This is a genomic window from Brucella sp. NBRC 14130, from assembly GCF_040371715.1.
In the GTDB taxonomy this organism is placed as follows: Bacteria; Pseudomonadota; Alphaproteobacteria; order Rhizobiales; family Rhizobiaceae; genus Brucella; species Brucella intermedia.
Genome location: NZ_BAABTE010000005.1, coordinates 251,339 through 277,914, shown reverse-complemented (window position 1 = coordinate 277,914; position 26,576 = coordinate 251,339). Strand labels below are relative to the sequence as shown.

Sequence of the window (26,576 nt, the reverse complement as noted above, 5' to 3'; positions counted from 1 at the left end):
CATTATCGATCCTCGTTCACTCGGGTCGGATTATGCTCTAACGCCCCGGTCGGCCTGTCTTGCCGGGGCGGCGCTTCTTGCGCGCTGTTTCTGCCGGGTCTTCGTAAGACCCGATGCCCGCGCGCTCACGGCGGATCGCCGCATCGTTGCCGCCAGATGGCACTTCCGTCCGCTTCACGGTCATCTCGTCGAGCGTGTTCTTGCGGAATAGCGGTTTTGCCATGTCCGTGCCCGGTCCCATATCGTCAAGCGACGGCTTCTGGAACAGGGACGGCTTGCCAAGCGGGCGCGTCGTATCGGCGCCCATTTCATCGAGCGTCGGCTTGCGGAAGCGCGAATTGCCGGTGGGCTTGCCCTTGTTGCGGCTCGCCCCCGCGTCGCCCGCCTCGAACTCGCGTGCCAGCGGATCGTCGGCGATGGCCAGTTCCGTCTCGCGCAGGCGCTTGATCTCGTCGCGCAGGCGCGCGGCCTTTTCGAAGTCGAGATCGGCGGCGGCGTCGCGCATCTGCTTTTCCAGATGCTCCAGATGGGCGGCAAGGTTGTTGCCCATCATCGCGCCTTCTTCCGCAAAGCCCGAAATATCCGCGCGGACATGATCGCGCTCGTAAACCGAGCCGAGGATATCCGAGATATTCTTCTTCACCGAAGCAGGCGTGATGCCGTGCTCTTCATTATAGGCGACCTGCTTTTCGCGGCGGCGGCTGGTTTCATCCATCGCGCGCTGCATGGAGCCGGTAATATTGTCGGCATAGAGAATGACCTTGCCGTCAACGTTACGCGCCGCACGGCCGATGGTCTGGATGAGCGAGGTTTCCGAACGCAGGAAACCTTCCTTGTCGGCGTCGAGGATGGCGACGAAGCCGCATTCGGGAATGTCGAGACCTTCGCGCAGCAGGTTGATGCCGACCAGCACGTCGAAGGCGCCAAGCCGCAGGTCGCGGATGATCTCGATGCGCTCCAGCGTGTCGATGTCGGAGTGCATGTAGCGCACGCGCACGCCCTGTTCATGCAGATATTCGGTCAGGTCTTCCGCCATGCGCTTGGTCAGCACGGTGACCAGCGTGCGATAGCCCTTCTGCGCGGTTTCGCGGATTTCGCCCAGCACGTCGTCGACCTGCGTCTTGGCAGGACGGATTTCGACCGGCGGATCGATCAGCCCGGTCGGGCGGATGACCTGTTCTGCGAACACGCCGCCCGCTTCTTCCATTTCCCAGTTGCCCGGCGTTGCCGAAACGGCAATGGTCTGCGGGCGCATGGCGTCCCACTCCTCGAAGCGGAGCGGGCGGTTGTCCATGCAGGAGGGCAGGCGAAAGCCATATTCGGCAAGCGTCGCCTTGCGGCGGAAGTCGCCGCGATACATGCCGCCGATTTGCGGAACCGTGACGTGGCTTTCATCGATGAAAACCAGCGCATTGTCGGGAATATATTCAAACAGCGTCGGCGGCGGCTCGCCGGGATTACGGCCCGTGAGATAGCGCGAATAGTTTTCGATGCCCGCGCAGGAGCCGGTCGCTTCCAGCATTTCGAGGTCGAATGTCGTGCGCTGGTCGAGGCGCTGCGCTTCCAGCAGGCGACCGGCGCGGGTCAGTTCGTCAAGGCGGTGCTTCAGCTCCTCCTTGATCGACTTGATCGCCTGATTGAGCGTCGGGCGCGGCGTCACATAGTGCGAGTTCGCGTAGATCTTCACCGATTTCAGGTCGCCGGTCTTCTGGCCGGTCAGCGGGTCGAACTCGGTGATGGACTCGATCTCGTCGCCGAAAAGGGAAATGCGCCAGGCGCGATCTTCCAGGTGGGCCGGGAATAGTTCGATCGTGTCGCCGCGCACGCGGAACGAGCCGCGCACGAAATTGATGTCCTGCCGCTTGTATTGCTGGGCCACGAGATCGGCGAGCAGCTGGCGCTGGTCGAGCCGGTCACCGATCTTCATCTCGAAGGTCATGGCCGTATAGGTTTCGACCGAACCGATACCGTAGATGCACGACACGGAGGCGACGATGATCACGTCGTCACGCTCAAGCAGCGCACGGGTGGCCGAGTGGCGCATCCGGTCGATCTGCTCGTTGATGGAGGATTCCTTCTCGATATAGGTATCCGAGCGCGGCACATAGGCTTCCGGCTGGTAATAATCGTAGTAGGAAACGAAATATTCGACGGCGTTGTTCGGGAAGAAGCTCTTGAACTCGCCGTAAAGCTGCGCGGCCAGGGTCTTGTTGGGCGCGAGGATCAGGGCAGGGCGCTGTGTCCGCTGGATGACCTGCGCCATGGTGAAGGTCTTGCCCGAGCCGGTGACGCCGAGCAGAACCTGCGTGCGGTCGTTGTTTTCCAGCCCTTCCACCAGATCGCGGATTGCAGTCGGCTGGTCGCCGGACGGCTCGAAGCTGGTTTCCATCTCGATGGCGATGCCGCCTTCGGATTTTTCCGGGCGGGCGGGGCGGTGCGGGGTCCACAGCTCGCCATTCTTGAACAGCGGATTGCCGGAGGCGATCAGGTCCGACAGGGCCTGAACCGTGGCGGTCGCGCCGGATGGGTTCAGACCGGCTGCGTCTTCAAGGCTGATGTCGAGACCGGCAACAGGGTTGAGGCCCGCCGCCGCGCGTTCCTTCGCCGAAGCCGCGCCGCCCATCGACGTGCCGCGGCCTGTGCGCGACGCTTCCTTGCTGCGCTCGGGAATCTTCTTGGGTTGTTTTGGATTTTTTGCGCGCGGCTTGGCCGCCTCGTCGCCGATCTCCTTCGCCCAATCAGCAATTGAACCGGATAGGGGCGCGTCGGAAAACCCGGCCTGTGGCGCTTCACCGAAGCCGCCAGCCTTGTCTTGCGAATCCTGGGAATGTTTGTCTTTTGAGGAAGCCATGACCCTATATTGTTACCGCATGTCTTAAGCGGAAAACCGGTTTCCACTTTTCTGCGACATGCTTCCAATATGGAATTTCAGCGTCCAAATGAAAAGGGCGCCGAGGCGAAATCCTCGGCGCCCTCAACATATCCGGCCAAGGCTCCTGACAGAAGGCTGTCAGGAGGCGACCATTTTGCGGATGGCTTTACAGCCTGCCGCCCATGCGTATGCGCGGGCCGGGACCGAAGCCGCGACCGAAACCGGGATGATAGCCCGGATGGTCGTTCCAGCCCGGACGATCCGTCCAGTGCGGACGCGGCGGACCCCAGTTCGACTGGCAATTGCGACCGATGCAGCCATTATAGATGTTGCCGCCGCCGCCCCAGCCGCGATAGGGGCCAGGACCCCAATAGCGGTCGTTGTTGGCCGACAGTGCCGACCCGATGGCGATGCCTGCGATGAGCGGTATGCCCACGGCTGCGGCGGTCGATCCGAAATTGTCGTTGGTCGTGTAGCCGTTGCCCGTCTGGATGGCGATATAGCTTGATGCCGCCCAGCCGGTCATGCCGCCGTAACTCACCTGACACCAGCCATAGCCGCTGGTGCAGCCCCCGACGGTAACTCCAACGCCGTTCGGGATCGTCCCGATGGTTCCATACTGGGTGCCGGGACCGGTGCGCAGATTAACTGTCGAGGTGACGATGGCCGATGATGCATAAGCATTTGCTGAAACAAGGAATGCTAGTGTAAATATGGAAGCTTTCACCGATAGGTTCATTTATCGTTCCTCTAATATACTTTCCATCATTACTTATAGCATGACCGATACTATTCCGGATCATCACGGATAATCAATTTCAATTCATGATTAATTATTGCCAACCTTTTAGGTTCATCCTGATTCTAACGGTTTAGAGCGTATTGCGCGGTACTTTTCTTCCGGGCGGCCTTGTCTCATATTAGCGGCCGACTCTCTCAAGCACTCAAGGAACGACATTGATGAATACTGACAATGAGCCGAACGGCACGCTGACCATCCGCGTTTCCGCCATGCCGAAGGACGCCAATTCGGCCTATGATATTTTCGGCGGCTGGGTGATGGCGCAGATGGACATGGCTGCGGGCATCCGTTCCGCCGAGCGCGCCAAGGGCCGCACGGTCACTGCGGCGGTGCGCGAAATGGCGTTCGCCCGGCCGGTAAAGATCGGCGACACGCTCTGTGTATATACGGATATAACGCGGGTAGGCCGCACGTCCATCACGCTCAGGGTCGAGGCGTGGGCGAAGCGCTATCTCAGCGACAGGCGCGATCTCGTCACCCATGCCGAGTTCGTGATGGTTTCGCTGGACGAGAACGGCAAGCCGACGCCAGTTCCGCCGGAAGAATGAACCGATGATGAAAGGAAGCCCGGCGCAGGCCATGCCTGTAAGGCCGGGCTTTTTCTATTTGCAGGCGCGATAGCCGCTGCGGCGCTGCATCAGGTCGAAATGGAAGTGATCGGCATGTTCCGGGTTGTAGCCGGGGCCGAGAACCGTCGTGAAATAGCCGCAGGCATCGGAGCGGACGCTGTTGAGCAGGCCTTTTTCGCGGAAGGCGAAGAAGCCGGGCTTGCGCACCATGATGTTCTTGCCGTTGTTCAGCACGATCTTGGTGACGTCGATAGCGTTGCCGCGTGAATGTTCCGACATTTTCGCGCCGCGACGATGGTTCATCGTGCGGCAGGAATAGCCTCCGGCATTGTAGATCGTGCTCACGCCTGACAGGTATCGCAGGCGCGAGGCGGGTTGCAGGTCGCCCTTGATCCAGCGGGCGAAGGCCTCCGTCACCTGGCAGTTCAGCGTCGCCGCCGGCTTGAACGCGATGGAGCCGCTGTTGAAACCCGATACTTCGATGGGGTTTTCGATATGGCAGGAGCTGCTGCGATAGATGGTAGGCTTTTCCCTGAAGACGACGCCCAGCCTTTTCAGGCGTGTGCGGCAGGCGGCTTCCGCATTGGACATCGTATAGATGTTTTCGGCAGCCGTGACCGGGTTTTGAACGGGGGCCGTGAAGCCGTAGTCGCCGGAATATTGCGGCCGGTTCTGCGGCGCGGATTGCGCGACGTGGTTTTCCTCCTCTTCGGCAAGCCCGACGACGCGCTCTTCCTGCGGTTGCTGCATGACAGGCGCAGCCATGACCGGGGCGGCACTCGCCACCGGGGCTTCGGGCACCATTACGTCGGAATTGCCGACGCTGGCCTGCGGACGCGGCGCGCTTTCGCCGGAGCAGCCTGCGACAAGGGCCAGCAGCATGATCGATAAAGAGGGGGCCAGACCTCGCAACCGGGAGCGCTGGCGGCTGACTGGAGCGGTGGCGGACAACGCAGAACTCATGTCCATACCTTTTCTTCAGGAGACCAGACCGATGGCGTTCCCTGAATATTAGCCTGCAAGCGTAAAGGAAGAGTCAGCGCCCGCGTTAAGGGCTGTGGCGTAAACGGGGCAGGCGCAAACGGCAGGATTGGCAAAATGCCGCCGTTGTTTTATCACCGTGCGGCGGTTTCGGGCCATGCCGCAGACAACATCCTCCCGGTCCCTGAAGTCATTTCCATGTCAGCACTGATTTCGCCAAGCGTCCTGCCGATCCTGCTTCTCATCGGCTCCAACGTTTTCATGACATTCGCCTGGTACGGGCATCTGAAATTCACCAGCACGCCGCTCATCACCGTCATCTTCATCAGCTGGGGTATCGCGCTGATCGAATATTGCATGGCGGTCCCGGCCAACCGCATCGGGCATGAGGTCTATTCGGCGGCACAGCTCAAGACCATACAGGAGGTCATCACGCTGGTGATCTTCAGCCTGTTCTCGGTGTTCTACCTCAAGGAAGCCTTTACCTGGCACCATCTGCTGGGCTTTGCGCTCATCGCAGGCGGGGCGGCTCTGATTTTCAAGGCCTGATGGAAATCACTCGGCGGCAGCAAGCGCGGGCTTGCGCTTCCAGAACATGGGAATGAGTTCGACGGCCATCATGGCGGAGAAGATCAGTCCGCAGCCGATAAGGCCGATGAAGGTCACTCGTTCGCCGAGGAAGAGGGCGCCGAACAGGGCCGCGAAGAGCGCTTCCGAGGCGAGGAAGATCGCTGCCTGCGCCGAGGTGGTATAGCGCTGCCCGATGGCCTGCAAGGTGAAGGCGACGCCGGACGAGAAAACGCCGGTGAAGAGGATTTCCTTCCAGGTGAGCGCGATGGCGGTCCAGTTGAGGTCTTCAACCATGGAAGCGATGGCAAGCCCTGCAACGGCGCTGGTTGCGAACTGGACGCAGCTCAGCGTTATCGGCCGCGCGGCGCGGTTTGCCTTGCCGATTAAAACCACCTGCAATGCCCAGAACACGGCGCCGCCGATGACCAGCAGGTCACCCTGCTTGAGCGCCGTCAGCGTGCCGCCGGAAAGCAGGAAGATGCCTGCAAGGCAGGCCGCCGCACTGGGCCAGACGACGGGATGCGGCCATGTGCGAAACAGGATGACGCCAAGTACCGGCACCATCACGACATAAAGCCCGGTCAGAAAACCGGCATTGGTGACGGATGTGGTGATGAGCCCGATCTGCTGGAGGACGAGCCCGATGAACAGGCTCAGGCCGATGACCATGAAGAAGAGATAATCCGACCGGCGGAGGGCGATCTTCGCGCGGCGTCCTTCCGCCACGGCCCAGGGCAGGACGGTGAGCGAGGCGATTGCCGAGCGGATGCCGATGAACAGAAACGGTCCGATGCTGGCCATTGCCGTCGATTGCGCGACGAAACCCATGCCCCAGATGGCGCCCGCCAGAAGCAGCAGCATGTTGGCCTGTACGCGCGTCATTCTTACCTCGGTTCGATCTTTTTCAGCCGACATGCTATAGGCAATATTGTGGGCAGGCGGCAAGGGAACTTCCGATTCTGCGACATTCATGCATGATCTGATTCTGCTCAGTGCGCTTTCCATCGGCGGAGGTCTTATGCTTTCCTTCTATCGTGAATCCTCTGTTGGTACCGCTGTCGTGGCGTCGGCTGCCGCAACGATGCTGTTTGTGGCAGGCGGGGAATCGCAGGCGGCTTTCAAGACGGTTCGGGACACGCAGGTTCTGTGTGATTTCGCGCAGAACTGCACATTGAGCCTGACGCCGGTCGCAAGCGAGGGAGCGCCGGGGCTTGGCATCTTTCGCAGCAGCCAGCCGGGGTCGAAACCGGTCTTGCGGCTTTCCTATGTCGATCCGTCCCGGAAAGCCGGCAAGCTGGAGATTTCCGTCGACGGCCAGCCGCTGCTCGGCGTCGATGTCTCGGCCCTGAAGGCAGAGGACGAACAGCTTGATTATGCGGGCGATATTGCCAAAGCGCTTGAAGGAATGAAGAACGGCCAGAAGTTGCAGCTGAAACTGGCCGGAAAGACGTTCACCTATTCGCTTTCCGGGCTTGTCGGCGGGCTGATCTATGTGGATGAGCAGCAATCGCGCGATGGCACGGTAGAGGCATTGCAGGTCAAGGGCAGCAAGCCCGCGCCCGTGCCGCCGGTGCTCAAGCTGATTGAAACGGTTGGCCAGATACCGGCTGAAATCCGCAAGGATTTTTCCGATGAAGCCGCGGTTTGCGGTGGCGCAAGCCCGGAGACGTTCCGCAGCGCGGGCGGTTTCGAGACGAAGATTGCCGATGGGCTCGATCTGATCGGCCTGCCATGCGGATCGTCGGGCGCCTATAATCAGCCCTACGCCTTCTACAGCCGCCATGAAAACAGGATCGTGCCGATTTCCCTGCCAACCATTTCCGACGACGGCCCGACAGTGACCGATACGGCATGGAACATCGACTGGAACCAGAAATCATTGACGCTGACGGCTTTCTTCAAAGGCCGGGGACTTGGTGATTGCGGCATTTACGATGTCTGGAAAGCCACCGACAGCGGCGAGGGCCGGGTGCGTTTCGTGCTGGTGCAGGAGCGCTCAAAAGGCGATTGCGATGGTAATTATGCGGGAGGCCCGGAGAAATGGCCGGCGAGCTGGCCAGTCAAGCCGAAATAGCGCACGCGAGAAAGCGTCGCTTTTGCAGAGAGTTGACAGGGACATATTTTTCCGCGTGAAATGATTGATGGAAATGCTATAGTTCTGTGAATGGTTATTCGAACGGTTCCGAGGCGGATGTTTCGGTGACCGTTTTCTTTTTGTGTCTCGGAGGTTGGAAGCCTCCGAAAAGCGCCTCGCACTATCCAAGCATTGCGCGAGGTGAGGCGGGCAAATCAAACTGCCGGTGCGTGCAGGGCCTCGGGGAGAGGCGAAGCGCCGGATGAAGGAAAGGACTGGGTATGGAAAAGTTCCCTATGACCCCTGGCGGTTTCGAAAAGCTCAAGGAAGAGCTGCGCTGGCGCCAGCAATCGGAGCGCCCTCGGATTATTGAGGCAATTGCCGAAGCGCGTGCGCATGGCGACCTGTCCGAAAACGCCGAATATCATGCTGCGAAAGAAGCCCAGAGCCTGAATGAAGGCCGTATCAACGAGCTGGAAGATCTGGTTGCGCGCGCGGAAGTCATCGACGTTTCCAAGCTGTCGGGCGACCGCATCAAGTTCGGCGCGACCGTCACCATGATCGACGAAGATACGGAAGAAGAGAAAATCTACCAGATCGTCGGCGATCAGGAAGCCGATGTGAAGGAAGGTCGCATTTCCATTTCATCGCCGATTGCGCGCGCGCTGATCGGCAAGGGCGAAGGCGATACCATCGAAGTCAACGCACCCGGCGGTTCGCGCTCCTACGAAATCGTCGGCCTGAAGTTCGTCTGATTTTCATGAAAGTCCCGGTTCAGGATGTCGAGGTGGTGGCGCCCAATTTCAAGCGCCGCCTATCCGGGGTCACATCGACGATCGTTCAGCTCATCCCCTTGCAGCGTGCAAAGGGCCTGAACATCGCGACGATGGGGCCGGGCCTGCCCGACACGCTCCCGCATCTTGGCTGGGGCGCGTTGTTATCCTTCTGGTCGAAGCCGCGAACGAAGCCGTTTCGCATCTGGCACGCGCGGCGCAATATCGAAATGCTCGCCGGGATTTTCATGCGCGATGTGCTGCGCATGAAACTGCGGCTGATCTTCACCTCGGCCGCACAGCGGGACCACAAGCCTTTCACCAAATGGCTCATCCGCCGCATGAATGCGGTGATTGCAACGAGTGGCCGCTCGGGAAGCTTTCTCCAGGTGCCGCACGATGTCATCATGCACGGCGTGGATTTGCAGCGGTTTCATCCGCCGGTTGGCGATGACGATAGTTTCGCGGCGTCCGGCCTGCCCGGAAAATATGCCGTCGGCTGCTTCGGTCGCGTGCGTTCCTCCAAGGGAACAGACCTTTTTGTCGATGCGATGGTTGCGCTCCTGCCGAAATATCCGGACTGGACGGCGATCATTACCGGGCGAACGACCGCTGAGCACCAGTCTTTCGAAGACGCACTGAAGGCGAAGATCGCGGCTGCGGGTTTGCAGGACCGTATCCTCATCCTGGGCGAAGTGCCCGACATTCGGGTCTGGTATCGCCGGTTGACGCTTTATGTTGCGCCTTCGCGCAATGAGGGTTTCGGGCTGACGCCGCTCGAAGCCATGGCCTCGCAAACGGCAGTCGTTGCCAGCGATGCAGGAGCCTATGCGGAAATGATCGTGGAAGGCACTGGAACATCGGTTGCAGCCGGCGACGGGGAAGCCCTGCGCAAGGCTATCGAGCCGTATCTGGCCGATCCGGCATTGGCCGAACGCGACGGCGAAAATGCTCTCAGGCATGTTCGCGCCACGTTTCCGCTCGAAAAGGAAGCCGCTGCAATCAGCGGTGTTTACGAGCGCGTATTCGCCGGGAAATAATCTCGAGCCTGTTCCAGAAGTCGTCCTGTGTGGCTGCAAATGGCGCTTTTCTGCGTTCCGGTGCTTATGTACGTTCAGTACATTGCGCTCCGGTACTCGAAAATCACCATTTTCGCACACACATGCCGCTTTTTGTTTCAGGCTCTTAGAGAATCATCAGCGGTTCGTCCTTGACCGGACGAATGGTCAGCGCGGTACGCACGGAATCCACGTTGGGAGCCGCGGTCAGTTCCTCGATCACGAAGGTCTGGAACGTGTTGAGATCACGCGCGACGCAATGGAGCAGAAAGTCAGATTCGCCCGAAACCATCCAGGCGCGGCGTACCAGCGGCCATTGCTTGGTTTTTTCGGCAAATGCCTTGAGGTCGGCATCGGCCTGGCGATGAAGGCCGACCGAGCAGAACGCAACGAGGTCCTGTCCTAGCGAATTGCCGTTGAGAATGGCGCGATAACCCCGGATGACGCCGCTTTCTTCAAGCTTGCGCACGCGGCGAAGGCAGGGCGGGGCCGAAATGCCGACGCGTTCGGCCAGCTCGACATTGGTGATGCGCCCGTTGTTCTGGAGCTCCCGAAGGATTTTCCAATCGATTTCATCCAGATCGGCCTTGATCGGCATGCGTAACTCCGCGCGCAAGGAAATTTCATTCCGGGGTAATTATAGAACATTCGTCGCCATCGTGGCGCAATCTAATCCTGCTCATATCAAATGAAACAGGCGGATGTAAACCGCTTAACGCTCGGTCAACGCACCCAGAAAGCGCGTGTGAACAGGATATACACCGTCACCAGCTCCAGACGTCCGACCAGCATCAGGAATGAAAGCACCCACAGCGCCGGATCGTGAATGGTGGAAAAGTTGCCGACGGGACCGATCGTGTCGCCGAAACCGGGTCCGACATTGGAAAGCGCCGTCAGCGCCCCGGTGAAGGCCGAGACGAAATCGAGGCCCAACGAGGCGAGCAGCACCGCGCCGATGACGAGCGACGCACAATAGAGGAACAGGTAGAGCAGCACGTTCTGCGCGATATCGCCGGAAATCTCCGAGGTGCCGTAGCGGATCTTGATGACCGCATGCGGCATGATGAGCCGGGCGAGATTGGCCTGTGTCAGGCTCCACAGGATGATGAGGCGGTTCATCTTGATGCCGCCGGAGGTGGAACCGGCACAACCGCCGAGGAACGAAGCGAGAAAGAAAATTCCGATCGCAGGCGGTCCCCAGAGCGAATAATCTTCGGTGGCATAGCCTGTCGTGGTCATGACCGACACGAAGTGGAACGAAGCGGAAATCAGCGCATCGCCGAACGGCACATCGGAGCCGAGCCGCAGCACCACCGCAAGCGCAAAGCTGAAACCGATGGCGATTGCGAAGAACAGTTTTACCTGCGGATCGGCGAGCGATTCCATGCGGCGCGGCATGAAGGCCTTGATGTAAAGCACGAAGGGGAGGGCCGAGAGCGCCATGAAGATGGTGGAGACGACCAGCAGCAGCCGGTTTCCCTCATAGAAACCGATCGAGCTGTCATGCGTGGAAAAACCTGCTGTCGCCACGGTCGTCAGGCCATGATTGATGGCGTCGAAAACGGTCATGCCGACTGCGAAATAGGCGATGATGCAGGCCGCAGTCAGGCTGAGATAGGCGAGTATGATGCCGAGCGCTATCTGGTTCATGCGGGGGAGAATTTTTTCCGACTTGTCGGAATTCTCCATATGAAAGAGCGCAAGTCCGCCCGCCCGCAGCGAGGGCAGCAACAGAAGGGCGAGGCCGATAAAGCCGACGCCTCCGATCCAGCAGAGGATCGAGCGCCACAGGAGAATGCCGCGCTGCATGTTGTCGAGGCCGGTGAGCGCCGTCGCGCCCGTGGACGTGACGCCCGACATGGCCTCGAAGAAGGCGGTGGCGTAGCTGATCGGCAGGTGCGAAAAATAAAGGGGGATCGAGCCGAGGAAGCTTGCGGTGAGCCAGAGGCAGGCCGTCAGCAGAAAACCGAGGCGCGGCGTGAAGCGCATGGTCTGGTTCTGGGTGGCCAGCAGAAACAGCGCAGACAATGCGCCTGTAGCCGCAGCCGAGCGGACGAAGATCAGCCAGTCGTCGCTTCCGTCGCGCAGGTCGATCGCCGCAGGCAGAAGCATGGCCGCCGCCATGATGAGGCCGAAACGCGCGCAGATATTGGCGACTGTCTTGTAAATGGCGGCCGGCTCCGGGTTTGGGCGAATTATTCCTATATCAAGCTTGTTTAGCGTGAGATCGATCCACCCGCAACGTGCTGGCGTGAAAGGGTTTGCTCAAAAGGTCACAAGCTGTGGCTAAAGCTCGGCAAATCCCTGTGGAAGCTTGCAAACATCCGGGGGCAGACCTACCTTGGCCATAATATCGGGGCATTGGCCGGACAGGATTGCGGAAGCGATTCTGGTGGGCCGGAAACCCACCGCTTTAAATCGATTTTAAAGTGCGCCCAAAAATGTGGAACAGTTTGGGTGCGCGTGAAAACCAACATGAGGAGCGCCGGTCCCGCTTGAAGGCCGCAGCGCTCCGGGACCGGAGAGAACTTCATGTCACAGCGTCATGCGCCAGTCATTGTCATCGGCTCGGGTCCTGCTGGTTATACTGCGGCGATTTATGCCGCCCGCGCCATGCTGAAGCCAATCGTGATTGCCGGGCTGCAGCAGGGCGGTCAGCTGATGATCACCACCGACGTGGAAAACTATCCGGGCTATGCCGATCCGGTGCAGGGACCATGGATGATGGACCAGATGGCGACGCAGGCGCAGAATGTCGGCGCGGAGATCGTCCACGACATCATCACCGAGGTCGAAACGACGGTGCGTCCTTTCCGCCTGAAAGGTGATTCCGGCACGGTCTATACCTGCGACGCCCTGATTATTGCGACGGGCGCACAGGCCAAGTGGCTTGGCCTCGACAGCGAGCAGACCTTCATGGGCGGCGGTGTTTCGGCCTGCGCGACCTGCGACGGTTTCTTCTATCGCGGCAAGGATGTGGTCGTCGTCGGCGGCGGCAATACCGCGGTCGAGGAAGCGCTTTACCTTTCGCATATCGCCAAGAGCGTGACGGTCGTGCATCGCCGCGACGGGTTCCGGGCGGAGAAGATCATGCAGGACCGGCTGCTTTCGCGCCAGAACGTCTCGGTCGTCTGGAACAGCGTGATCGACGAAATCCTCGGCACGGAGGCAAAGCCGCCCATGGGCGCGACCGTGACCGGCGTGCGCCTCAAGAATGTCGTGACCGGCGAAACGCAGGAACTCGATACGCATGGCGTTTTTGTCGCCATCGGCCACGCACCGGCGGTTTCTTTGTTCGAGGGCAAACTCAAGCAGAAGCCGAACGGCTATCTATGGACCGCGCCCGATTCGACGGCTACCGACGTTCCGGGCATTTTCGCTGCGGGCGACGTCACCGACGATATCTATCGTCAGGCCGTGACAGCCGCCGGCATGGGTTGCATGGCAGCTCTTGAAGCCGAGCGCTGGCTCGCCGCACAGGAACCGCTGCACGAAGCGGCGGAATAGGGCTTTCCACGCCAAAAGCGGGAGGCGGTCTTGCCTAAGCTGAATGCGGTCAAAACAATGAGAGGGGATAATCGTGGTCGCTCCGCTCGACTGGGATAAACTGCGCATTTTTCATGCTGCGGCTGAAGCGGGGTCGTTCACCCACGCAGCCCAGACATTGCATCTGTCGCAATCGGCTATTTCGCGTCAGGTCAGCGCGCTTGAGCAGGATGTCGGCGTCCCGCTGTTTCATCGTCATGCGCGCGGTCTGATCCTGACCGAGCAGGGCGAAACGCTCTATCGCACGGCGCATGACGTGCTGATGAAGCTCGAAAACGTTCGCTCGAAGCTTGCCGAGAGCAAGGAAAAGCCGACAGGCCGCCTGCGCGTCACGACGACCGTTGGTCTTGGTTCCGGCTGGCTGATCGAGCGCATTCAGGAATTCGTCGAGCTTTACCCCGATATCCAGCTCCAGCTGATCCTCGACAATGAGGAACTGGACCTGACGATGCGTCATGCGGATTGCGCCATCCGGTTGCGGCAGCCGCAGCAGCCCGACCTGATCCAGCGTCGGCTGTTCACGGTGCATATGCATGTCTATGCGTCGGCGGGCTATGTCTCGAAATATGGCAAGCTCAACTCCATAGACGAGATCGACCAGCACCGCGTCGTGACCTTCGGTGAACCGGCGCCGAGCTATCTGACGGGCCTCAACTGGCTGGAGATCGCCGGACGCACTGACGGCAGCTCCCGCATCCCGGCATTGCAGGTCAACAATCTGCTGTCGATTCGCCGCGCCGTGCAGCGGGGCGTCGGCATCGCTGTCCTGCCCGACTATATGGCGGACAAGGAATCCGGCCTGGTGCAGCTTCTGCCCGAACTGGAAGAAATACCGTCCTTCGATACGTTCTTCTGCTATCCGGAAGCCTTGAAGAACTCCGCGAAACTGCACGCCTTCCGCGACTTCCTGTTCTCGAAGGCCCGCAACTGGACCTATTGATTGCAGCTTGTGATTCAAAAAAGGCCGCGCTGGCAATCAGCGCGGCCTTTTGTTTTTTGGTGATGGCCGATTACTTGCGCGGCAGCAGGCGCTGGACTTCCTTTGAGGCGTCGGCAAGGGCGTCTTCCGGGGGGGCGGACTGTTCGACGACGCGAGAAAGATTGTCCACGATGGTCTGCGTCACCTTCACGCCGTTGGAACCGGGGAATGCATACCACGGGATCATCAGCGACATCTGGCTCAGACCAGCCTTGAAGAGCGGATTTTCCTCATAGAACTTGCCGAGATATTCGTCGGACTTCGCGGCCAGCTCGTTGTTCGGCACGTAGCCGGTGCCGGGAACGACGACGGACGCGCCATAGGGCCCGGCGGCAAACTTGGCGAATTTCCACGCCGCATCCTGCTTGCCCTGATCTTCGGTCAGGATGACGACCGCATTGCCGCCGGTTGGCAGGCGACCCTTTTCGGCGTTGATGAGCGGGATCTTCGCCGTGCGAAGATCGAACTTGTCGCCGACATTCTTGATCGTGTTGCGCAGCGCGCCGGTGGTCTGGAACGAGAAGCCGACCTTGCCAGCCGCGAAAGCCTGCTCGCCCGCCGCCTTTGTCAGAACCGGCATGCCGCCTTCCTTCACCATGCGGTCGATGAGCTTGAAGGCTTCGAGCCCCTCCGGTCCGTTGAAGGCGACCTTCTTCTCGTCTTCGGTCAGCATGGTGCCGCCCGCGCCGAACAGCAGCGCGGAGAACATCCAGTCGTCGCCCTGCCAGCGGAAATCGATGCCCTCATTACCGTTGCCGAGCGCCTTGATCTTGCCGCCCAGTTCAATCACTTCGTCCCAGGTGGTGGGGGGATTGTCGGGATTGCCGCCTGCCGCCTTCAGAAGATCGGCATTGTAATACATGATCGGATTGGAGGTTGCGAAAGCAAGACCGACCTGACGGTCGCCGACGCGGGCGAGGCTCAGCAGGTGATCTGTGAAGCCCTGCGCTTCCATATCAGTTTCTTTTTCGACCAGCGGCTTCATGTCTACGCCGATATTGCGCTCCGCCAGCACGCGCAGGCGGTTCAGACCGGTGAAGGTGATATCCGGCATTTCCGACGTTCCGGCCTGACGCATGATCGTCTGGATGCCTTCTTCGTAGGTTGCCGACGGGCTGACGAAGTTGATCTTGATGTCCGGATTTTCTTCCATGAACTTCTTGGAGATGTCGGCCATGACATCCTTGAAGAAACCCGGCATCGGGTAGTGTACGTTCAGCGTCGTGTCGGCAAGGGCGGGCGAGCCGAAGGCCGTTGCCATGGCCAGAGCGGCGAGGGCGCCGGAAAAGCGTTTCATGTTTGAACTCCTGTGGAGGATTGTGGGAAGAATTCAGCCCTTGAGGCCGGTTAGGGTGATGCCTTCGATGAAGCGGCGCTGGGCGGCGAGAAATGCCAGCAGCAGCGGCAGGGTGATGATGAGGGTTGCCGCCATCAGCGCCCCGTAATCGTCGCCCGCTTCCGCAGCGCGGAAATAAAGGAGGCCGAGCGGCGGCGTGGCGCGTTCCATGCCGTTGACGACGATCAGCGGCCAGAACAGGTCGTTCCAGTGGGCGACAACGGAGAAGATCGAGAAGGCCGTAATCGCAGGCCATGCATTGGGCACGATCACCCGCATGACGATGCCGGCTTCCGACATGCCGTCGAGACGAGCGGCGCTGATGAGATCGTCCGGCATGGCGCGGAAGAACTGCAGAAACAGGAATATGCCGAAGACCGAGATGAAGAACGGTGCGCTGAGGGCAAAGTAGCTGTTGAGCACGCCGAGCTGATTGAAGCCGACATAGAAGGGCAGTGCCGTGGCATGGATCGGCACCAGCAGGCCGAGCATGACCATCATCATCATGATGCGCTGGCCGCGGAAGTTGAGCTTTGCCATGGCGTAGGCGCAGGGGATGGCGACCACGACCTGGATGACCAGCACGAGCGCGCAGACAACCACGCCGTTGAACAGCAGAAGCCCCATCGGCACGCGGCTCATCGCCTTGGCGAGATTGTCCCAGAGCGCCCAGTTGTGCGGTATCAGCGACAGCGAGGACGAGAATATGTCCTGCTGCGATTTTGCTGCCGTGGACAGCATGAAGATATAGGGCGCGAGGAAAAGCAGTGCACCCAGCGACAGAAGTCCAAGACGGAAAGAACGAGCCAATGTCATCCGGGTATCCTCAATAATGGGTGCGGCGGTCCAGCACGCGGAATTGCAGCATCATCAGGATCACGAGGACCGCGAGAAAGATCACCGTCATGGCGGAGGCATAGCCGACGCGCAGATAGACGAAACCTTCCTGATAGATGGTCCAGAGCAGGACTTCCGAAGCCTTGTTCGGGCCGCCTTCGGTCAGCGTCTTGACCGTCTCGAAGACCTTCACGGCGTTGATGATGCTGATCGTCGTGACGAAAAGCGTGGTGGGGCCGAGCAGGGGCCATGTGACCAGCCGGAAGCGCTCCCAGCCGTTTTTCACGCCGTCCACTTCGGCCGCCGAATAGAGTTCTCGCGGGATGGCGGTGAGACCGGCCAGAAACAGCACCATGTTGAAGCCGACGCTTTGCCAGATGCCGATAAGCGCGAGGCTGAACAGAACCGTATCGCTGGAACCGAGCCAGTTGGGACCGGCAATGCCGATCATGCCCAGCATGGCGTTGACGGGGCCGAGCGTCGGGTGCAGCAGATACTGCCAGACGGTTGCCATGGCGACGAGCAGCGAGGCGACCGGCAGGAAATAGACGGTGCGGAAGAAGGATTTGCCGCGAACTTCGCCTTCGATGAGGAGCGCCACGCCGAGGCCGAGGAAAACGGAAGCGGGTGCCACGATGGCGGTATAGATGGCAGTGTTCTTCAGCGAGATCAGAAATGTCCGGTCGCTGAACAGTTCGGCGTAGTTTTCCAGCCCGATGAATTCGAAACCGTCATAACCAAGCTCGAAATTGGTAAGGCTCCAGAAGATGACGGCGGCAGTCGGCAGGAGAATGAGCAGCACCGTCAAGATGATCGCCGGAGCCGCAAGTTTCCAGGCAAGCCGTTCTTCACGGCGGCGGGCTTCCTCAGCCGCCGTCCGTGCGCTGGTGGCCGCGGGAGCGGAGATCGCGACATCAGACATGGGCCGCAGCCTTTTCCGGCGATGCCGTCTTGACGATATTTCCGGCGGGTTGGCGCAGGCGCAGGCCATCTTCCCCGAAGAGATAGGCGTGGCTGGCATCGAAATGCAGGCCGACCGGGAGGCCAACGACGATATCGCGGGCTTCTTCGGGCGCAAGCTTCACGGTGAGGTCCTGCGGGGAGCCGGGAGCCTTGAGGTAGACGAGCACTTCCGAGCCGAGAAACTCGATCCGCGAGACCGTGCCGGCAATGCCCGTCTTGTCGTGCGGCTTGAGCTGGAAATGTTCGGGACGAATGCCGATGCGGATAGTGGTGCCGGAATGGGCGGCGACATCCTGCAGGATGGCGCGACCGGCAAAATGCACCATGCCGTTATCGCTGACCAAGGCTTCCAGAATATTGATGCGCGGCGTGCCGATGAATTGCGCGACCTCGATATGGCGGGGATCGTTATAGATCGCGGTCGGCGTGTCGATCTGCAGCAGCTTGCCGCCCATCATCACCGCAACGCGGTCGGCCATGCTGAGCGCTTCGGCCTGATCGTGGGTCACATAGATGGTGGGAACACCGGCGCGGCGATGCAGTTCGACGATTTCGGCCCGGGTGTGGACGCGCAGATTGGCGTCGAGGTTCGACAGCGGCTCATCCATCAGGAATGCGCCCGGCTGGCGCACGAGCGCCCGGGCAAGGGCGACGCGCTGGCGCTGGCCGCCCGACATCTGGCCCGGCTTGCGGTCGAGCAGATGGTCGATCCTGAGGCTGGTCGCGGTTGCCTTGACCTGTTTCTGGATGGCGGCGCGTTTGCGCCGCTGGCCGGGCAGGAAGCTGCCTACCATCGGCAGGCGTTCCACGGCGGTCAGGTCACGCATGGCAAGCGGCACCGCAATGTTCTGTGCCGCCGTCAGATGGGGATAGAGCGCATAGGACTGGAAAACCATGGCGATGTTCCGGTCGGCGGGATGCGCGCCGGTTATGTTGCGTCCCGCAAGCTCGACGCTTCCCTCATCCGCATGGTCGAGACCGGCGAGAATGCGCAAAAGCGTGCTCTTGCCGCAACCCGAAGGGCCGACAAGGGCGATGAATTCGCCTTCTGCCGCTTCGATGGAAATACCATCGAGAATGCGATTGCCTCCGTAGGATTTGCCGATGTCGCGAAGGACGAGCGTGCTCACTGGCTTGCCTCCTCGGTGACCTTCTCGCCGTCGCCCGTGTGGTGCGGATAGACTTCGTGCACCACATCGTCGATGACATAGGGGGTCAGCTCGTCGATGCGGACAATGCTGCTCGTGGCGACTTCATCGAGGTCGTGAATTGCAGCGCCGAGTATGCGCTCGCCGGGCAGGTCGCGCTCCATCGGGCCGACGATGAAGGCGGCGGCAGGCGCCCAGACATAGTTCGTGCCGAAGGCGTCGCCCGACCAGGCGCGGTGCAGGTGGCCGCTGGCGTGAAGCTGCACATTGTACTGCGCGAAGAGATCATAGAGGCGCTGGCGCGGGGCAGGGCGGATGCCCCAATAACCGCTGTCGCCCTCATCCGGATCGTCTACAAAGAGCGGCTTGTGGGCGAAGACGGCGACCGGCTTGCCGTCGCTGTTCTTCAATTCGTCCTCGAGCCACTGGAACTGTTCGGCTTCTTCGGCTTCACCGGAACCGATGACGAGGCTGTTGAGGCCGATAATGCGCCAGTTTCCGAAATTTTCCGCCCAGCGGTCCGGGCCGATATGTCGGCGCCAGCGCATCAGGCGCTGCGCATTGACGGGCTGGTGGCTTTCGGGAAGATGACCGATGTCGTGATTGCCCGGAAGGGTGAGGACACGCGCGGGAAGTTCGTTGAGGCAGGCGCGGCAGAACAGAAGGTCGGCCTCCACGTCAGCACCATCGACCGTCAGGTCGCCGGTGTGGATGATGAGATCGGGCTTCTGCTGGTCGATCCAGGCAACGAGCGGTTCCCAGTTGCGGTTGAAGTGCGGCTTGATGGGGCTGAGGTGAGTGTCTGTAATCTGAACGATCCGCACGGGTACGCTCCTTCTGGGGTCTGTCTGTGGGGACAGCGCTTTTTCACGCGCCGCACATGCGCCAGGCGCGTCATGCGCGGCGTCTTGCCGGGGCTTTTAGGCTCGTTATGTGACAGGCCCGCTGCATTGCAGTGACAGTTGCGTGACATCTGCTTCGGGCGACTCAAAAAGGGTGATTTGCCAAATTTGCGGGCATTGCCATGTCGCCGATGCCCATGCTTTAGGCGGTTGATTTGCCCATTATAATATTACGAAGTAATTCTGTTCGGATTAACCAGATGATTTCAAAGGATTTTCTTGCCTGGTCAAGACATGCGTAAAACGCATAGCTGCATTGCGCTAAAGTCTCATTGCAAAAACAATGGGCAACAGGCATATAAAGGTCATCTCAGCGCTGCGTTTCCTCCTCCCATTTGCGCGGGCTGAGTGTTCCCCTCTGGAGGTTTGCCTCGAAGGCACCTTCAAAACTCAAAGCCAGACATTTGTCTGGCTTTTTTTTTGGCTTTTCGCCGGGCCGGGTGACGCATTGCAACGATAGCCAGATGTTTTTCGCGCTCAACTGTCGCTTTTGACAGGTCCGGGAAGCCGGGCGCGCCCGCCACGGCATGTCTCAAATTGCGGATATGAAAAAGGGGCCTTTCGGCCCCTTGGTATGCTTTGCTCTGACTGTTTGTTCTGTCGCATTATCCTACGCAAAACCGCTACGCACTTTTGCTGGAAATGCTCTAGCGCAGGCTGGCGCAGAAGCGCTGGATGCGGGTGCAGGCTTCTTCAAGCAGCGCATCCGACGTCGCATAGGAAATGCGGAAGTTCGGTCCGAGGCCGAATGCCGAACCGTGCACGACGGCGACGCCTTCGGCTTCCAGCAATTCGGTGACGAAATCTTCGTCGGTCTCGATGACCTTGCCAGCTTCCGTCTTCTTGCCGATCAGGTCAGCGCAGGACGGATAGACGTAGAACGCACCTTCAGGTGTAGGGCACTTGATGCCCTTGGCCTGGTTGAGCATCGAGACGACCAGATCGCGGCGGGCCTGGAAGATCTTCTTGTTTTCCGGGATGAAGTCCTGGGTGCCGTTGAGGGCCTCGACTGCGGCCCACTGTGCGATAGAGCAGGCGCCGGAGGTCTGCTGGCCCTGAACCATGTCCATGGCCTTGATGAGCTGCAGCGGTCCGGCTGCGTAGCCGATGCGCCAGCCGGTCATGGCATAGGCCTTCGACACGCCGTTCATGGTGAGCGTGCGGTCGTAGAGCGAAGGCTCGACCTGAGCAGGCGTGGTGAAGACGAAATCGCCATAGACCAGATGCTCATACATGTCGTCGGTCAGAATCCAGACATGCGGATGACGAACCAGAACCTCGGTCAGGGACTTCAGTTCTGCTTCCGTATAAGCCGCGCCGGTCGGGTTCGACGGCGAGTTGAAGATGAGCCACTTGGTCTTCGGCGTGATCGCCTTTTCCAGATCGGCTGCGGTCAGCTTGAAATTGTCTTCGATCTTCGTGTTGATGAAAACCGGGTTGCCGCCGTTGATCGCCACCATTTCAGGATAGCTGACCCAGTAGGGGGCAGGGATGATGACTTCATCGCCGGGGTTCAGCGTCGCCATGAAGGCGTTGAACAGGATCTGCTTGCCACCGGTGCCGACGATCGTCTGTTCCGGCTTGTAGTCGAGGCCGTTTTCGCGCTTGAACTTGGCAACGATGGCCTGACGCAGCTCGGGGATACCGGCTACAGGCGTGTACTTTGTTTCGCCGCGATTGATGGCGTCGATAGCCGCCTGCTTGATATTTTCCGGCGTGTCGAAGTCGGGCTCGCCCGCACCGAGACCAATCACGTCCTTGCCCTTGGCTTTCAGTTCACGTGCTTTCTGGCTGACCGCGATGGTCGCAGAAGGCTTAACACGGGAAAGGGCGTCGGCGAGAAATGCCATGATAGATCTCCATAAATGGCAGGCTCTGTTAACCGGCACCGGGCGCGGTCCGGTTTTGCGGATTTTCTATGTCCCATCGGCGCGGGAAGCGCAACAGATGGATTGAGAATTCGTCCGCAATTGCCGGATTTCGCGCAAATGTGTTGCCGAAACGAACAGATCCATCAGCAATGCTGACATATTAGCGCAAAGAAACTGATTGGACAGGAAGCTGGCGGGCAGGAATATTGCGGCAAAACAGGAGACGACCATGCTGACGCTTTATGAACACGCCGATTCCGGCAATTGCTACAAGCCTCGCCTGCTTCTGGCGAAGATCGGCAAGCCCTTTCGGCACGTCGCGGTTTCCTCGCTTGATGGATCGACGCGGACGCCGGAATATCTGGCCAGGAACCCGAACGGCAAGGTTCCGCTGCTGGAACTGGAAGACGGTCGTTTCCTCGCGGAATCGAACGCCATTCTCCTGCATCTGGCGGAGGGGACGCCCCTGTTGCCGCAAGACCCCTATGAGCGCGCTCTGGTCTATCAATGGCTGTTCTTCGAGCAATACAGCCATTAGCCTTATATCGCGGTGCGCCGTGCCTTGATGGTCTATCCGCAGCGGTCACGTGATGCGACGCCGGAGCGTCTCGCTTCCACGCTGGCTGGCGGCGAAAAGGCGCTGACCGTGATGGAAACCCAGTTGGAGAAAACGCCGTTCATCGCCGGTCACACTTATACGGTGGCCGATATCGCGCTCTATGCCTATACGCACGAAGCGCATCGGGGCGGTTTCGACATGCAGCGATATCCCGCCGTGCGCGCATGGTTGGAGCGTGTCGCCAGCGACAAGGGCCATGTGCCGCTCGAGTGGCTGCCTTAAGATCCTATCCTGCCATCAGGTCGCGCAGGCTGCGCGTGGCCATCAACTTGTAAGCCGCTATCAGCGCATCGCATTCGCTTTCCGAAACCTCGACGGCGATGCGCATGGTGGATTCGCCGAAATGCATCAGCAGGAACGCGGTTTCGTCCAGTTGAGGCGGCAGCTTGCCGGGGGCGATCCGGCGGATCGTATCGGCCAGCAGCTGGCCGTTCTGCCTGCTCTCAGCAATTTCCAGCTTTGACAGGGACTTGTCTGTCTGCGTGGCCGACCAGATGTCGCGCATTGCCGGTTCCAGCCGCATCAGGCCCAGATATTCATCGATCAATCCATTGAAGGCGACGATCAGCTCTTCTGCCGAATTGGCGGTCGCGAGCCCTTCGGCGATACACTGGCGCGATTGCGCATTGGAGCTTTCAAACAGGTAGCGGATCAGGGCGCTCTTGTCGGGGAAATACTGATAGAGCGCGCCAATGGAAATACCGGCCTGCTGAGCGATCTCACTCATCCTCAGACTGTCGCTGCCTTTGGCGGCGATCAGCGCCGTGGCGCATTCTGCGATGCGACGGATCTTTTCCTGCGCGCGGCTCTGGCTGGGCGTGCGGCGGAGGACAGGGGCGCTGGTGGCCTCTGCTTGCCCGGCGGAATTCTGCTTCATGACCGACTCACATATTTCGCTCTTGACAGAATATGAGGATTACTCACATATTGCAAATATGAGGGTTACTCATATTCTGAGGGCTGGAAGGTGAACAGGTATCGTGCGGATAAAGCTGCCGCCGAAGACAGAGGGAGGACAGTCATGACGACGGGTTTTCAGTTGCTGGTTCTGCTGGCGGCATGGGGCAGCGCCATTACAGGCGGCATTTTCTATGCGTTCTCAAGTTTTGTGATGGCCGCGCTGGCGCGCATTCCGGCGAGCGCGGGCATGATGGCGATGCAGTCAATCAACATCACCGTGCTCAACGGCACGTTCTTCGCCGCCTTTTTCGGCACCGCATTGCTGTGCCTCGCGATTATCGTACTGGGATTGATGGGCTTCGGGGGCCTGTCGACGTGGGCGATGACCGGCGCTGCCGTCTATCTCGTCGGCACTATCGGCGTCACGATGGTTCTCAACGTGCCGCTGAACAACCAGCTTGCCGTGATGGACGTCAATGCCGCTGCGTCCGCCGACGCCTGGCTCGCTTATGTGCGCGACTGGACCTTGTGGAATCACGTCCGCACCATTGCCGCGCTGGTCGCAGCGCTCATTCTTGGCGCAAGCGCGATGGGGCGGGGCTGAACGGAACGGCGGACAAACAAAAAAGGCGGGCCCGAGGACCCGCCTTTTTCGTTATATTCTGACGATCAGGCTGCGACGAGGTTGTCTGCAGACGAACGGCCGGAACGGCGGTCCAGAACGATTTCGTAAGAAACCTTCTGACCTTCGTCGAGCGTGGCAAGGCCAGCGCGCTGAACGGCGGAGATGTGAACGAATACGTCCGTGCCGCCCTGGTCAGGCTGGATGAAGCCGAAGCCCTTGGTCGTGTTGAACCACTTAACTGTTCCCGTAGCCATGGGAATGTCCTTTGTAACATAGTAATTTTTAAGTCCGTATGCTTCGCACACGTGCCCGTGAATCGAATTTATGGACAGGAGATCGTCAGGAAGCACGGCGGGCCGCACGGGTCGCAAAGTCACTCGACCGAAAAATCGATGCGCTAACTATATGCGACAAATTTGACCAATACAAGATAGATAGAATGCGAGCTAGAAACTGATTTTACTGATGCTTTCAGCCATTCCGAGGCCCAGCCGGTTTTGCGCGCTCCTGCGGTCGAGCCAGAACAGCCGAAACAGGATCGGGGCGCCGCCGTCACACGGCGACATTTCGTAGTGATCCCAGGTTTCAGGCATCGGGGTGTTCAATTTCAGGTGGAAGCAATGGCGGCGGTGCAACCCCCTGGAGCCCCTTTCCGGATAGTCGTAATCGACGGTTTCGAGGCGGATCATGCCATCGCTGTGGAGAAGCCCCGTTTCTTCGGCGAATTCGCGATAGGCGGCGGCGAGAATATCTTCTCCCGCGTCGACCGTGCCGCCCGGCACCTGTAGCGGCGTTTCGGGAAAATCCGGTTCTTCAAATACCAGAAGGCGGTCGTTCCAGGTCGCATAAATGAGCACTTTGTCGATGGGCTTGATCGTGACAGCCATGGATTGCTTTCCGGCAGGGGTCGGGGTCCGGCCATCATTGCAGCGAAAGCCTGCCGGTAAAACCCGCATATTGTTGTGAGATGTATCCGCTCTCCTGCGCAAAAAAATTTGCCGATCTCCAATCTTTGACTTCCGCGTGAAGCCGGAATCGCCAGAACCGCTCTATGTATTTGTGGTGACGCATTTCCCAACGCAAAACCGGTTCCCACTTTTGCTGGAAATGCTCTAATGAGTATCTGCAAATTCGAGCGGGCCACGGGTAGCGAGGCAGGAAATGACGTCTGAACCAGACAAGGACAAGACGAAGCAGAGCGCACCCGGGAAGGAGCGCCGCCGCAAGAAGCCCAGACGCAGCGTCACGGAACGCCTGCGCAAAAGTTCCGCCAAGCTGATCGGCGGCACGCCGTCGCGCGATGGGACCGATCTTTTTTCACAGATTTCGATGATGGTCGGGGCTTTTCTGGTCTCGCCGGTGCGCAACACGCTGATTGCGCTCGGGGCCGGGATTTTCGCTCTTGTCGTGCTGATCGCCATCGGACAGGTGGCCATCAATCGCTGGAACGAACCGTTCTACGATGCCCTTGCCCGTCGGGATTTACAGGCTTTCTTCCATCAATTGATGGTGTTCTTCGGGATTGCAGGCGCTCTTCTGCTTCTCAACGTATCGCAGACCTGGCTCAACCAGATGTTCAAGCTCAAGATGCGCGAGGGGCTGGCGCGCGATCTGGTAGGGCAATGGCTGGCGCCGGGCAGGGCCTTCCGCCTCGCCAATGCGGGCGAGATCGGCATCAACCCGGATCAGCGCCTGCATGAAGATGCGCGGCACTTTGCGGAAATGTCGTGCGATCTGGGGATTAACCTGCTCCAGTCGACCGTCATTCTGGTGAGTTTCGTCGGCGTTCTGTGGTCGCTGTCGAGCGGTTTCGTGTTTCATGTCGCGGGCTACAGTTTCTCCATCCCCGGCTACATGGTCTGGGCCGTCATCCTTTATGCGGCTTCCGCCTCCTGGTTCACGTGGATCGTGGGACGCAGCCTGGTGAACATCAACGCCAACCGCTATGCGCGCGAGGCGGATTTCCGTGCATCGCTGATGCGGGTCAATGAACATCTGGACGCCATCACCCTGTCCCGCGGCGAGGGGGATGAGAGACGCCGCCTCGATCTGGACATCGATGCGGTTCTGGGCGCGATCCGCAAGATCGTCTATGCAACCACGCGGCTGACTTGGGTGACGGCAGGTTATGGCTGGCTGACGATCGTGGCGCCGATCCTCGTTGCAGCACCGGTCTATTTCGGTGGCGGGCTCACGTTCGGCGGGCTGATGATGGCGGTCGGCGCATTCACGCAGGTGCATAATGCGCTGCGCTGGTTCGTCGACAATTTCGGTGCGATTGCCGACTGGCGGGCGACGCTGCTTCGCGTCGCGAGTTTTCGTCAGGCGGTGCTGCACATGGATGCGCTTGGCCATCTGGACCGGCAGATCGACCTTGCAACGAATGACGATGACAGGCTGACGCTGGACAATGTTTCCATCGCCGCGCCCGACCAGTGCCTGAAGCTTTCCCGCAAGGCCTTTTCGGTCAAGCCCGGCGAGCGGGTGCTGGTGACTGGCGGGACCGAGACACAGAGAACGCTCCTCTTCCGCGCATTGGGCGGGCTTTGGCCATGGGGCGAGGGGAGGATCGGCATGCCGGCTGGCGACGGCGTGGCCTTCATGCCGCGCGCGCCCTACTTCCCGCCGGGCAATCTCAAAGGCGTCATCGTCTATCCGCTCGATATCAAGAAGTTTTCCGAACAGGATCTGGAGAACGTTCTGCGGCGGGCCGGGCTTGAGCGTCTGGCCACCAGTCTTGACCACGCTGCACGCTGGGATCGCGTCCTGACAGACGATGAGCGCCAGTGTATAGCTTTCGCCCGCCTGATCCTGCAGAAACCGCAGTGGATCGTCATCGATGGCGCGCTCGATGGCCTCGATGCCGAAGCCTACGACCGGATTCGCGACATGCTGAATACCGAGCTGAAAGATGCAGCCGTCATTCATCTTGGCAAGCCGCATCTGCATGACGGGCTTTTTACCCAGCAGATCAGTCTGGAAGACGACCCTTCGGGAAAGCCTCTCGAGGTGCGGGCCGTGAAAACGGCATGAAAAGCCGCCGGTCGCCCGGCGGCTTTTCAACTTTCATGAGTTAGAACGGTTCAGGTTAAAACGGAGTCGTTGAAACTGCTCTAACTATTTGTTTTGTCGCATTTGCCTCACGCAAAAC

General features: G+C 59.8%; 24 protein-coding genes and 2 pseudogenes. 11 read left to right on the top strand and 15 right to left on the bottom strand.

Annotated elements, in window-relative coordinates; genetic code table 11:
• Window positions 1-37: 37 nt before the first annotated feature.
• Window positions 38-2,851: an excinuclease ABC subunit UvrB gene (gene uvrB, locus ABWW28_RS12415; RefSeq protein WP_025090523.1), complete on the bottom strand. Its 2,814-nt coding sequence runs from the start codon at window positions 2,849-2,851 to the stop codon at window positions 38-40.
• 187 nt (window positions 2,852-3,038) lie between these two features.
• Window positions 3,039-3,611 (bottom strand): SH3 domain-containing protein, encoded by a 573-nt coding sequence (locus tag ABWW28_RS12410; RefSeq protein ID WP_112670359.1) that lies wholly within the window; start codon window positions 3,609-3,611, stop codon window positions 3,039-3,041.
• Window positions 3,612-3,832: 221 nt separating this feature from the next.
• Between ABWW28_RS12410 and ABWW28_RS12405 the strand changes: the two genes are divergently transcribed.
• Window positions 3,833-4,222, top strand: coding sequence for an acyl-CoA thioesterase (locus ABWW28_RS12405; protein ID WP_006471907.1), 390 nt, complete (start codon window positions 3,833-3,835; stop codon window positions 4,220-4,222).
• A gap of 54 nt (window positions 4,223-4,276) precedes the next feature.
• Here the strand turns inward: ABWW28_RS12405 and ABWW28_RS12400 are convergent, their stop codons facing one another.
• Complete coding sequence (locus ABWW28_RS12400) at window positions 4,277-5,206, bottom strand: extensin-like domain-containing protein (RefSeq protein WP_025090522.1); 930 nt, start codon at window positions 5,204-5,206, stop codon at window positions 4,277-4,279.
• 216 nt (window positions 5,207-5,422) lie between these two features.
• Between ABWW28_RS12400 and ABWW28_RS12395 the strand changes: the two genes are divergently transcribed.
• Window positions 5,423-5,773: a DMT family protein gene (locus tag ABWW28_RS12395; RefSeq protein WP_006471905.1), complete on the top strand. Its 351-nt coding sequence runs from the start codon at window positions 5,423-5,425 to the stop codon at window positions 5,771-5,773.
• A 6-nt stretch (window positions 5,774-5,779) separates the two neighbouring features.
• On the opposite strand, the gene ABWW28_RS12390 is transcribed toward ABWW28_RS12395, so the two are convergent.
• Window positions 5,780-6,676, bottom strand: a complete 897-nt coding sequence (locus ABWW28_RS12390) for a DMT family transporter (protein WP_025090521.1) — start codon at window positions 6,674-6,676, stop codon at window positions 5,780-5,782.
• A 136-nt stretch (window positions 6,677-6,812) separates the two neighbouring features.
• On the opposite strand from ABWW28_RS12390, the gene ABWW28_RS12385 reads away from it, so the two are divergent.
• From ABWW28_RS12385 to ABWW28_RS12370, 4 genes and pseudogenes are all read left to right on the top strand, one after another.
• The gene (locus ABWW28_RS12385; RefSeq protein WP_176026556.1) at window positions 6,813-7,868 is read left to right on the top strand and encodes a DUF1176 domain-containing protein; all 1,056 of its coding nucleotides are present in this window, start codon (window positions 6,813-6,815) and stop codon (window positions 7,866-7,868) included.
• Between the two features lie 281 nt (window positions 7,869-8,149).
• The gene (gene greA / locus ABWW28_RS12380) at window positions 8,150-8,623 is read left to right on the top strand and encodes a transcription elongation factor GreA (RefSeq protein ID WP_006467294.1); all 474 of its coding nucleotides are present in this window, start codon (window positions 8,150-8,152) and stop codon (window positions 8,621-8,623) included.
• A 5-nt stretch (window positions 8,624-8,628) separates the two neighbouring features.
• Entirely contained in the window at window positions 8,629-9,681 is a 1,053-nt protein-coding gene (locus ABWW28_RS12375) for a glycosyltransferase family 4 protein (RefSeq protein WP_021586940.1), read from the top strand.
• Between the two features lie 39 nt (window positions 9,682-9,720).
• A pseudogene (locus tag ABWW28_RS12370) lies at window positions 9,721-9,843 on the top strand (flagellar basal body P-ring protein FlgI); the annotation flags it as partial.
• On the opposite strand, the gene ABWW28_RS12365 reads toward ABWW28_RS12370, so the two are convergent.
• On the bottom strand, window positions 9,827-10,297 hold the full coding sequence (locus tag ABWW28_RS12365) for an Lrp/AsnC family transcriptional regulator (protein ID WP_006471903.1): 471 nt from the start codon (window positions 10,295-10,297) through the stop codon (window positions 9,827-9,829). The pseudogene ABWW28_RS12370 and the gene ABWW28_RS12365 overlap by 17 nt on opposite strands.
• Before the next feature lie 125 nt (window positions 10,298-10,422).
• Complete coding sequence (locus ABWW28_RS12360) at window positions 10,423-11,823, bottom strand: TrkH family potassium uptake protein (protein WP_025090520.1); 1,401 nt, start codon at window positions 11,821-11,823, stop codon at window positions 10,423-10,425.
• A 408-nt stretch (window positions 11,824-12,231) separates the two neighbouring features.
• Here ABWW28_RS12360 and trxB point away from each other — a divergent pair, with 408 nt between their 5' ends.
• A complete protein-coding gene (trxB, locus tag ABWW28_RS12355) occupies window positions 12,232-13,206 on the top strand; it encodes a thioredoxin-disulfide reductase (RefSeq protein WP_021586938.1) in 975 nt (324 codons plus the stop codon).
• 73 nt (window positions 13,207-13,279) lie between these two features.
• Window positions 13,280-14,185: a LysR family transcriptional regulator gene (locus ABWW28_RS12350; protein WP_006467289.1), complete on the top strand. Its 906-nt coding sequence runs from the start codon at window positions 13,280-13,282 to the stop codon at window positions 14,183-14,185.
• A 70-nt stretch (window positions 14,186-14,255) separates the two neighbouring features.
• On the opposite strand, the gene ABWW28_RS12345 is transcribed toward ABWW28_RS12350, so the two are convergent.
• The 6 genes from ABWW28_RS12345 to ABWW28_RS12320 form a co-directional block, all read right to left on the bottom strand.
• Window positions 14,256-15,521 carry an ABC transporter substrate-binding protein gene (locus ABWW28_RS12345; RefSeq protein ID WP_021586937.1) on the bottom strand — a complete coding sequence of 422 codons (1,266 nt, stop codon included), beginning with the start codon at window positions 15,519-15,521 and terminating at the stop codon, window positions 14,256-14,258.
• Window positions 15,522-15,554: 33 nt separating this feature from the next.
• Window positions 15,555-16,376, bottom strand: coding sequence for a carbohydrate ABC transporter permease (locus ABWW28_RS12340; RefSeq protein ID WP_021586936.1), 822 nt, complete (start codon window positions 16,374-16,376; stop codon window positions 15,555-15,557).
• A gap of 10 nt (window positions 16,377-16,386) precedes the next feature.
• Complete coding sequence (locus tag ABWW28_RS12335; protein WP_021586935.1) at window positions 16,387-17,319, bottom strand: carbohydrate ABC transporter permease; 933 nt, start codon at window positions 17,317-17,319, stop codon at window positions 16,387-16,389.
• Window positions 17,312-18,490, bottom strand: coding sequence for an ABC transporter ATP-binding protein (locus ABWW28_RS12330; RefSeq protein WP_021586934.1), 1,179 nt, complete (start codon window positions 18,488-18,490; stop codon window positions 17,312-17,314). The genes ABWW28_RS12335 and ABWW28_RS12330 overlap by 8 nt, the downstream gene beginning before the upstream one ends.
• Window positions 18,487-19,332, bottom strand: coding sequence for a metallophosphoesterase family protein (locus ABWW28_RS12325; protein ID WP_006467284.1), 846 nt, complete (start codon window positions 19,330-19,332; stop codon window positions 18,487-18,489). The genes ABWW28_RS12330 and ABWW28_RS12325 overlap by 4 nt, the downstream gene beginning before the upstream one ends.
• Window positions 19,333-20,057: 725 nt before the next feature.
• Window positions 20,058-21,260 (bottom strand): pyridoxal phosphate-dependent aminotransferase, encoded by a 1,203-nt coding sequence (locus ABWW28_RS12320; protein ID WP_021586932.1) that lies wholly within the window; start codon window positions 21,258-21,260, stop codon window positions 20,058-20,060.
• A gap of 250 nt (window positions 21,261-21,510) precedes the next feature.
• Here ABWW28_RS12320 and ABWW28_RS12315 point away from each other — a divergent pair.
• Window positions 21,511-22,122: pseudogene (locus ABWW28_RS12315) on the top strand (glutathione S-transferase family protein).
• Window positions 22,123-22,126: 4 nt separating this feature from the next.
• Here ABWW28_RS12315 and ABWW28_RS12310 read toward each other — a convergent pair.
• Window positions 22,127-22,777, bottom strand: a complete 651-nt coding sequence (locus ABWW28_RS12310; protein WP_021586930.1) for a TetR/AcrR family transcriptional regulator — start codon at window positions 22,775-22,777, stop codon at window positions 22,127-22,129.
• Window positions 22,778-22,921: 144 nt separating this feature from the next.
• Between ABWW28_RS12310 and ABWW28_RS12305 the strand changes: the two genes are divergently transcribed.
• Entirely contained in the window at window positions 22,922-23,404 is a 483-nt protein-coding gene (locus ABWW28_RS12305; protein WP_021586929.1) for an anthrone oxygenase family protein, read from the top strand.
• 65 nt (window positions 23,405-23,469) lie between these two features.
• Here ABWW28_RS12305 and ABWW28_RS12300 read toward each other — a convergent pair whose 3' ends face one another.
• The gene (locus ABWW28_RS12300; protein WP_353391078.1) at window positions 23,470-23,679 is read right to left on the bottom strand and encodes a cold-shock protein; all 210 of its coding nucleotides are present in this window, start codon (window positions 23,677-23,679) and stop codon (window positions 23,470-23,472) included.
• A gap of 192 nt (window positions 23,680-23,871) precedes the next feature.
• Window positions 23,872-24,312, bottom strand: a complete 441-nt coding sequence (locus ABWW28_RS12295) for an NUDIX hydrolase (RefSeq protein WP_021586928.1) — start codon at window positions 24,310-24,312, stop codon at window positions 23,872-23,874.
• Window positions 24,313-24,586: 274 nt separating this feature from the next.
• On the opposite strand from ABWW28_RS12295, the gene ABWW28_RS12290 reads away from it, so the two are divergent.
• Complete coding sequence (locus ABWW28_RS12290; RefSeq protein ID WP_176588185.1) at window positions 24,587-26,458, top strand: ABC transporter ATP-binding protein/permease; 1,872 nt, start codon at window positions 24,587-24,589, stop codon at window positions 26,456-26,458.
• The last annotated feature ends 118 nt before the right edge of the window (window positions 26,459-26,576 follow it).